Source organism: Amycolatopsis thailandensis, assembly GCF_002234405.1.
In the GTDB taxonomy this organism is placed as follows: domain Bacteria; phylum Actinomycetota; class Actinomycetes; order Mycobacteriales; family Pseudonocardiaceae; genus Amycolatopsis; species Amycolatopsis thailandensis.
Genome location: NZ_NMQT01000171.1, coordinates 1 through 8,990, shown reverse-complemented (window position 1 = coordinate 8,990; position 8,990 = coordinate 1). Strand labels below are relative to the sequence as shown.

Here is an 8,990-nt window from a genome sequence, read left to right as displayed (position 1 = left end):
GCCCGCGCGCAGCACCGCGAGCAGGCCGAACGACATCGCCACCGCGCCGACGGCCAGCCCGGTCCGCCGCGTGTGCCGTGGCCCCCAGGCCTTTCCGGTGCGCCCGGAACCGGTGGCGATCGCGTCCACGAGGTCGTCGTACTCGGGCTCCGGCCATTCGGCGCGGCGGGGCGTCAGATGGAGGATCTCCCCGTCCCGGACCCGGTGCGCACCCAGCGTCCGGTCCAGATCGAAGGCCGTCCCGTCGGCGCGGCGCAACTGCCAGCCGCCGCCGGCGACGCCGTCGTCGGCCATCCCTTCGCCCGCCCGCGCGAGCAGGCCGGGGAGGATTTCGGCGACGGACGCGTGTTCCGGCAGCGCCATGTCGATGCGCCGGTGCGGAGTGGTGATGGTGACCCTGACCAGGCCGGCAGTCTGCATGGGAGAAGAGTCCGCCGCCGGGGAGCCCGCCGGGCCGTCACGGCAGGAACCTGCCGCCGGGAAAGCACGACGGATCCGGCCTTCGTGGGCGACAATGGGCGCATGAGCATCGAGACCACCGGCGGACCGAGGCTGCTCGCCCAGGGCCCCATCGCCACCGTGTACGCGGGCCGGGATCCCGCCACGGGCAACGACTTCGCGGTCAAGATGTTCCCCGGCTCCTTCGACCGCGAGACGACGTCGTGGATCGAACGCGAGCGGAAGGCACTGGCCGCCGTGCGGTCGACGACGTCGGTCCTCCAGATCGACGAGGTCTTCTCTCACGCGGGCGGCCGGTCCGGTTTCCGCCGGGAACTGTGCCCGGGTTCACTCGCGAATCTGCTGGATTCCGGTACCCGGCTGGGTGTTCCCGGCGTCCTCGCCCTCGGTGCCGCTGTCGCGTCGGCGCTCGCCGCCGCGCACGGGGCCGACGTCGTGCACGGTGGCGTGAGCCCCCACAACGTGCTGTACCGCGCGTCCGGGGAGTTCGTGCTCGCCGACTTCGGCGTGGCTCTGCGACGGCGTTTCCCGCGCGATCCGATGTACTCGGTCGAGTACACCGCGCCGGAAACCCTGCGTGACGACACGCTTTCCCCCGCGTCCGACCTTTATGGACTCGGCGCGGTGCTCTACGCCGCGTTGACCGGCACGCCGCCCTTTCCCCGGCGCACCGGGCAGCAGCCCGGCGAGCGGATCCTCCAGGTACTGCGGGAACCGGTCGCGCCGATCCAGGATCCGGCCGTCCCGAGCGAACTGTCCGCGACGATCCTCCGGTTGCTGGCCAAGGAACCGGCCGACCGGCCGCAGGACGTCGCGTCGCTGGCCCGGCTGTTCACGAAGCTGCGGCTTCCCGGCGGCGAGGTCGTCAGCGGGGAATCCCCCGACGCCCCAGGCGAAGACGAAGACACCGAGGTCGAGTTCGACGACTTCGCCGAGTCCTACCGGCTCGCTGCTCCGGTCCGGCCGGTGGCCGCGGCCCCGGCGCCGGTCCAGGTGGTGCAGGCGCCTCCGTCGGGCGGGCGCACGCTGATCCGCGAATTCAGCGGTCCCCTCAAGACCGAACGCCGGATTCCCTGGCGGCCCATCGCATTGGCGGGCGCCGGAGTGCTCGTCGCCGGGCTCGCCGCGGTGCCGCTGTTCCTCGGCCCGGCGGAGATCGGCGGGCAGGCCGTCCCGGTGGCGGCCGCGATCCCACCGCCGTCACCGGCTTCCGCGCCGGCCCCGGACGTCAAACTGGCGCTCGCGCCACCGGAAGACCAGAGCGATCACGTGCGGCTGACCTGGACCGCGGAAGGCGAACTGGACTTCGTCGTGATCATGGCGGGCGAACGGCTGGAGACGAAGCAACTCGTCGCCCACCGCCAGCGCAGCCTGGACATCCCGGTCGACCCGGCGCGCCGGTACTGCTTCCAGCTCCGGGCGACGGACAGCCGCCACATCTACACGACCGAACCGGTCTCGATCCGCGGCGCCCGCTGCAACCCGTGACGCCGAGCGGGTCTTGCCCGCTTGAAGTACATGAAGGCACCCTTGCTTGCGCCTAGGTACAGGAAGGGGGCCTTCATGTACTTCGGTGTGGCTGCTGGTGCGGATGGGGCGAAGGTCGCGATCCGCAAGTCCGTGAAGGCCTCCTTCACTACCTTCAGGGTAGGGAAGGAGGCCTTCACGGACTTTGGCCACAGTCGCGGGCGAGCTGTCCTGAAGGGACCCTTCAGGACATACCTCGGCAGCCTGCGGCCCACCCAACGAGCCGAAGGGAACTTTCCCGCGGACAGACGCGGTGAAAGGCGCTTTCCCCCCAGGGCATGAGGGGAAAGCGCCCTTCACCCGTCTTTCCCGACCCTCCCCTTGATCGGTATGAGGGTCCGCGGCTCGAGTGCCGCCAGCACCCGAGCCGCGAACGGTCTGCCGGCCAGGCCCCGCCGCACCTCGCCGACCTCCTGCCACGCCCGCCGGACGGCACCGTCCCCCACCGGCACCCCGGACCACAGGGTCACGTCCAGCACCTTGGCCAGCCTGGCGACGGGCTCGCGGATCCCCTCTCCGGCCAGCGATCCCGCCGATTCGGCTAGGTCGCGCGGGGTCATCCCGATCCGGAACGGCACGCCGTGCGCGCGCAACCGGTCGCGGATCTCGTCCCAGGCGCCGAGTACCCCTTCGGCACCGGACCGGCGACGCCGCCGCCGGGCGCGGACGACCTTCGCCACCGGAACCCCGAGAAGCCACAGGAGTCCGAAAAGGACGATCGCGGCGGCGAGCGAGACCCACCACCAGCCCGCGCCCACGTCGGCGTTCTGGTCCTCGGCGGTGTCCGCGGGCGTACCCGGCGGGAGCTGCGGCGGCCGCAGCTCCTGTTCGGCAGGCAGCTGCGCCCGCGCCCGTGCGACGGCCTTGCCGGAAGCGGCCTGATCGCGTCCCGCCTTGCCTGCCGCGGCGGTCGGGTCGAGCGCCACCCAGCCCGCCCCGGCGACCGCGACTTCGGGCCACGCCAGGACATCGCGGTTGCGGACGACGTTCATCCCGCCGTCGGTCTCGGCCGAACCGCGGAACCCGACCACCAGCCGCGCCGGGATGCCGCTCATCCGTGCCAGGACGACGTACGCGGCGGCGAACTGCTCGCTCGTCCCCCGTTTGCTCTCCAGCAGGAAGTGCCTCAGCTGCGGCCAGCCGTGCCCGGTCGGCAGCTCGTCCGAGCCCGCCGCGAGCAAGTAGTTCGTGGCGAGGAAGCGTTCCAGCTGGAGCGCGGACTGGAACGTCGGACGCAGACCGCGCACGGCGTCCTTGGCCAGCTGGTCGACCTCGGGCGGTACCGGGCCGAGGCCGCCGAGCCCGCCCGGCGCCCGCGCGTCGACCTCCCCCGAGCCGAGATCGGCGTCGGGTGCCGACCAGCTCAGCCGATAATTCCGTTCGAGCGACGGCGACTCCATCAGCAGGGTGCCCGCGGACTGGTCCACCAGCGGCGTCAGGCCGTCCACACCGGTCAGGCCCTGATGACTCGGCAGCCACGGTCCGGTGAGTCCGCGCACCTTCAACTCCGCGGTGCCGCCGGGAGCGCCTTCGAGACCCGCACCGAGCCGCTGGAGCCGGGAATCGGACGACCAGTTCGCGCCGTCGAAACCGTTCAGCACGATCAGGCGCCACTGATCGACCGGGACGTCCCCGCGGTAGCGGAAAACCTCGTCGTTCGGCCGGGTGAGCCGCTGGGCGATCTCGTCGAGCGGATTGCCGAGCCTGCTCCGAGGCGGCGGCGCGGCCTGGGTGTCCTTGAGGGTCAGCGGATCACGGCCGGCCGGGTCGAGCCCGGCGAGGGCGACCGCCCCGGCGACCAGTGCGACCACTGTGGACAGTGCGGGCCAGACCGCCGATCCCGTCACCCGCCAGGAGAACCGCGGCCCGCCGGGCGCCCGGCTCGCCGACCGGGTGCGCCGCCCCGCCCACAGCAGCAGTCCGGCCGGCAGCGTGTACCCCAGCGCCGCCGCCACCGCGCCGATGCCCGTCAACGCCTGATACGCCTGCGCGAGCCCGGCGACGGCCAGGCTCGGCACCAGCGCCACGAGTGGCTTCTTCAGACGCAGCAACAGTTCCAGCCCGAGCACGACGGCGAGCAGCACCGCGAGCGGGACGAACAACAGCTGGTCGGGAACCGGCCGGGCGGGCCACGTGGACTGAAGGGTGAGCCGCCATCCTTCGGTGAAACCTCGCGCCACCCCCTGCAGCGAATCGAGGGTGGGCAGGAAGGCGAGCGTGGTCGAGGTCAGCACCGTCTCGATCAGACCGAGCAGGCCGAGCAGCGCGACGAGCAAGGGCCGGTAAGGAACCAGCTTGGGGAATTTCGCGGTCAGCTCGAAACAGCCGTAGCCGACGAGGACGACGACGAGCACCGGGACCAGCAGCGGCCCCCAGCCGAACACCGGCGTGAACAGCAGTCCGGCCACGCCGGTCGCGCCGAGCAGCCCGGCGGCCGCGATCCGCTCCGATTCCGCGCTCATGCCTTACCCACCAAGGAATTCCACTGTGCGGCGGCACCGGCGGCGTCGACCGCGATGATCACGCCGCGGGCCCCCGCCGACGGCCTGAGGTCACCGAGCCGGACCACGGTGTCGGGGCGCCAGCGCGCGGCGTGGCCGAGGTCGGCGTCCGGACCGGTGATCACCACCAGCACCCCGCCGGGGCGTTCGGCGGCGGCCAGGGCCGAGGGCAGCAGCGGCGCGGAGTTCGGCGCGTCCTGCGCGACGAGCGCGAGTTCGTCCAGCAGCGTCCTCGCCGCGCGGACCCCGCTGTCGGTCAGGGTGTCCGCGCCCGCGGACGTGATCAGGCGGCAGTGCTGGCCCGCCGACGCCGACGCGTAGAACAGGGAGGCCGCCACCTCGACGGCCTCTTCGAAAACGGCGGGCCGCATCGCTCCGGGCCGTGTGTCCAGCACGGCGGTGAATCGCGGCTGGGCCGGATCGGCGTACTCGCGCACCATGAGCCGCCCGGTCCGGGCGGTCGCTTTCCAGTGCAGATGCCGGACCTCGTCGCCGATCACGTACTCCCGCACCGCGCGCAGATCCGCCGAACCACGCAACGGCGGGTCGGTGATCGGGCCTTCGTGGTGATGCCGGGGGTGACCCGCCTGCGCCGCCCGCACCGCGTGCCGTCGCGGATGCACCCACAGCCACGCGGTGCTCCCGACGGTCTGGTCGCCTCGGGCGAGGTCGAACAGGTCGGGCCGGTGCACGACGAGCGGGCCGACCCGCAGTTTCCCGCGCGCCGTCGTCGGCAGTTCGTAGTGGTACGTCGCTTCCGCGCCGGGCGCGAGCGGGCGGACGCGCAGGCTGTGCGTTTCGGTCCCGACCCCGTCCCCCGCGGTGAAACCGCCGTGCCGCCGCGCTCCGGCGTTGCGCACGACGAGCGAGGCGAGCGCGGGCTTCCCGCGTTCGACCCGGTCCGGCTGCACGGTCCGGCCGATCTCCACCCGCGGCCGGAACCTGGTGGTGGCCAACGCGATCAGCACCGCGCCCGCCGCGATCCCCGCGAAGGCACGGAAAAACGTGTACCCGGCCAGCTCGCCGAGGGCGTAGAACCCGGCGGCGAAGGCGAGCACGATGACACCGCGGCGGGTGAGCCGCACGGCCTACCTCCCCATCGCTGCCATGGGAGCGGCCGTCGCGCCCAGGAGCTCGTCGACGATGTCGGCGGTCCGCCGCTGGTTGAGTTCCGCGTCGGGCGTCAGCACGAGCCGGTGGTCGAGCACCGGATGCGCGACGTCCTTGACGTCGTCCGGCGTGACGAAGTCGCGGCCGAAGGTGGCGGCGAGCCCTTGTGCCGCCCGGATCAGCGCGATACTGCCACGCGGGCTCGCGCCGTAGCGGACGTCCGGATGCGACCGGCTCGCCGCCGCCAGCCGCACCGCGTAGTTGACGATCTCGGGCGCCAGGTTGGATTTCCGGACCTCGTCGATGACCGACTGCACGTCGGCGATGCCCAGCACCGGCTTCAGCTCGTCCGGTGTCACCCCGGCGCAGTCCCCCATCACCACCCGCATCTCGGATTCCAGATCCGGGTAGCCGACCGAAATGCGCATGAGGAACCGGTCCAGCTGAGCCTCAGGGAGCCGGTAGGTGCCCTCCAGCTCGATCGGGTTCTGCGTCGCCACCACGAGGAACGGCCGCGGCACCGCCTGGCCGACCGAATCGACGGTGACCCGGCGCTCGGCCATCACCTCCAGCAGCGCGGCCTGGGTCTTCGGGGTACCCCGGTTGATCTCGTCCGCCAGCACCACGTTGGCGAAGATCCCGCCGGGGTGGAACTGGAAGCGTTCGGCGTTCTGGTGGTAGACCATCACGCCGGTGATGTCGCCGGGCAGCAGGTCGGGCGTGAACTGGATCCGGCTCCACCGGCCGCCGATGCTGGCGGCGACGCAGCGCGCGATCGTCGTCTTCCCGACGCCGGGCACGTCCTCCATCAGCAGATGCCCTTCGGCGAACAGCGCCGCCACGGTGAGCCGGACGACCTCGGGTTTGCCGCGCACCACCGATTGCACGTTCTCGGCGATCTGCTCGTAGGCGACCCTGGGTGTGAGCGTCACAGAAGTTCCTTTTCCTTTCGACGGCGCAAGCCGAGGATCGCGATCGGTCCGAGCCAGAGCAGCGAGCCACCGGGAGCGCCGCCGCCGAGGGGGCCGGGGCCCGGCTCGGGGCCGGCCGGGGCGCTTCCGCCCGCGCTGGGCACGCCGGTCCAGCTGTCCTTGCCGGTGCCGCCGGTGGTCTTGATGGTCGCGGTCACCGTGATGGCGCCGATGTAGGCCACGTTGTTGAGGTTCAAGCTGGTGGCACCGGAGCACGACTTCGGGGTGGAGAGGGCGCCGTTGAACTCCGCCTGGCAGGTCGCGGACGCGCCCTTCCCGTTCGCGTTGACGGAAACGATCAGGCCCGTCGTCCCGACCCGGACACCGGAGATGGTGATGGTCGGCGGCTCCGACGGCACCGGCACGGTGACCTTTTTGCTGCCGGTGGCCCCGGTGAGCGTGGACCCCGAATCGAACTTCGTGACCGCGCGGACCGAGACGGTCGCCGTGCCGGTGACCCCGGTGAATTCCGTCGAGGTGGCCGAAAGCGTGCGCTGCCCCTGTCCTGTCGCGCTCACCAGGTAGTGCACGAGCGTGCCGCCGCGGAGGTCGGGCTGCTTCCAGCTGACCGACACCTTCCCGGCGGAGGTGGCGTTCGCGGTGACGACCGGTGCCGTGGCGGGCCGGTTCGCGGGCCCCGGGACGACCGCCTTGGCGCTGGCGCCCACCCCGAGTCCCGCCGAGTTCTCCGCGACGACGGTGACCACGTACGCGGTTCCGTTGGTCAGCCCGGAGATCGTGGTCCCGCGTGACGATCCGGCGAGCCGGGTGGAGCCGCCGGTCCAGGTCACGCGGTAGCCGGTGATCCGCGCCCCGTTGTCCGCGGCCGGGCTCCACGAGACCTTGACGGAGCCGTCACCCGCGGTCGCGCTCACCTTCTTCGGCGCGCCGGGCGGGGTCGCCTTCGCCACCGGCGGGATCGTTTTCTTGGTGCTCGGAGGCGCTTGTTGCTGCTGTCGCGGGTTTTGCTGCGGCGGCGGCTGCTGCTCGCCGGACGGGTCCGGCTCGGCCGACGGCGCGCCCGCGGTCTGGCTGCTGGCCGCCTTGTCGACGTCGACGTCGACCACCGAACCGTCCTCTCCGTTGACGACCAGCACGTGCGAGCCGTCGGAGCTGTCGACGTAGATCCGGTTGTCCTCGCCCTTCGCCAGCCTCGGCGCCGTCCCCTGGCTCGGCACCTTCGCGGTGGACTTGAGCGTGCCGGCGGCGTCGTAGGTCAGGACCTCGCCGCGGGTTTCGTCGACCATGGCGACCACGTTCGACGAGGAGAGCGGGCCGTTGAACCGGCTGCCCTTGGCCAGCTCGACCGAGATCGGCTTCGCGGACGGACGGTCCTGGTCGAGGCCGCTGACGTCGATGAGGTGGAGCTGGTTGCGCTCCGGATCGGCGATGGCCAGCCGGTCACCGGCGGCGCTGTTGGCCACCTGCGCCGACGGCGAAAGCTTGATGCCGAGCGGAAGGGCCTCGCCGAGCCCGCCAGGGCCGACCCGGTGGAGGCTGTCGCCGGTCATGTCGAGCACGACCGGCCGGTCGCCGACCAGCGTGAGCCCGCCGCCGTGCCCGGGCGGGAGCTGTGCGGTGCAGGTCAGGACCGCGGCGTCCTTCGGCAGCTCGCAGATCGAGCCGTTGTCGACCCGGTGCACCCACACCGTGCCGTCGGAGGTCGCGACAGGCCGCGACAGTGGCCCCCCTGCGGGCACGGTCGCGGACGGGTCGCCGAGCCGCACGATCTGACCGGCGTTGCGGTAGACCAGGTACGGACCGCCGGCGATCTCCAGCACGAACGGCGTCTCCGGCGCGGGCGGCGGGGTGGACTCCTCCACGCTCAAGGTCGCCTTGTCGAACTCCGTGATGCGGTTCCGCTCGACCACGTAACCCGAATCGTCCCCCTGCACGACCTGGCTGCCGCTCGCGGCGCCGGGTACGTCCGCGCGCGCGTCGACGCGGCTCGTCGAGCCGTCGACGTGGAACGCGGACTGGGCGGCGTCGTTGTAGACCCAGTGGCCGACCTGGACGAACTCCAGCCGTTCCGGGGTCGCCGCCTGCCCGGTCACCGCCAGGCCGACCAGCGCCAGGCAGCCCGCGACCACCAGCGCCACGGCCATCCGTGTCCTGGCCACGACGCTGAAGCGCTTCGTGTCCCGCTCATCGGTGTTCACGCGATCAAGCTAGAGAGCCACCATGAAATTTCGATGAAACACCCTGTCCCGTCGCCGGTGTCATCGAAACCTCATGTTCGCCGGACACGCTGAGGCGGACATCGAGGAGGCAGGACGATGACCGAATCCGGCGCGGCCAGGACGGACGGGCGGTACCAGGCGCCGCCCCCGCCGCTTCCCCGAACGGCACCGGCCGTATCGCGGCCCGAAGCCCTGCCCGACCCGCTCGCCTACGCCGCGCCGGCGGCCCGGGCCGCCGCTCG

6 protein-coding genes are annotated in these 8,990 nt (G+C 72.2%); 1 reads left to right on the top strand and 5 read right to left on the bottom strand.

What is annotated here, in order from left to right; all coding sequences use genetic code 11:
• The coding region (gene eccD / locus CFP71_RS39090; RefSeq protein WP_093938926.1) for a type VII secretion integral membrane protein EccD at positions 1-420 on the bottom strand (420 nt) is incomplete at its 3' end.
• 102 nt (positions 421-522) lie between these two features.
• On the opposite strand from eccD, the gene CFP71_RS39085 reads away from it, so the two are divergent.
• Positions 523-1,947: a serine/threonine protein kinase gene (locus CFP71_RS39085; protein ID WP_093938925.1), complete on the top strand. Its 1,425-nt coding sequence runs from the start codon at positions 523-525 to the stop codon at positions 1,945-1,947.
• Between the two features lie 335 nt (positions 1,948-2,282).
• Here CFP71_RS39085 and CFP71_RS39080 read toward each other — a convergent pair whose 3' ends face one another.
• From CFP71_RS39080 to CFP71_RS39065, 4 genes are read right to left on the bottom strand one after another with little or no spacing between them, the layout of a single operon-like run.
• Entirely contained in the window at positions 2,283-4,448 is a 2,166-nt protein-coding gene (locus CFP71_RS39080; RefSeq protein WP_093938924.1) for a transglutaminase TgpA family protein, read from the bottom strand.
• Positions 4,445-5,572, bottom strand: coding sequence for a DUF58 domain-containing protein (locus CFP71_RS39075; protein WP_093938923.1), 1,128 nt, complete (start codon positions 5,570-5,572; stop codon positions 4,445-4,447). Before CFP71_RS39075 ends, CFP71_RS39080 begins: the two co-directional genes overlap by 4 nt.
• 3 nt (positions 5,573-5,575) lie before the next feature.
• Positions 5,576-6,529: an AAA family ATPase gene (locus tag CFP71_RS39070; RefSeq protein ID WP_093938922.1), complete on the bottom strand. Its 954-nt coding sequence runs from the start codon at positions 6,527-6,529 to the stop codon at positions 5,576-5,578.
• A complete protein-coding gene (locus CFP71_RS39065; RefSeq protein WP_093938921.1) occupies positions 6,526-8,727 on the bottom strand; it encodes a fibronectin type III domain-containing protein in 2,202 nt (733 codons plus the stop codon). The genes CFP71_RS39070 and CFP71_RS39065 overlap by 4 nt, the downstream gene beginning before the upstream one ends.
• Positions 8,728-8,990: the final 263 nt, after the last annotated feature.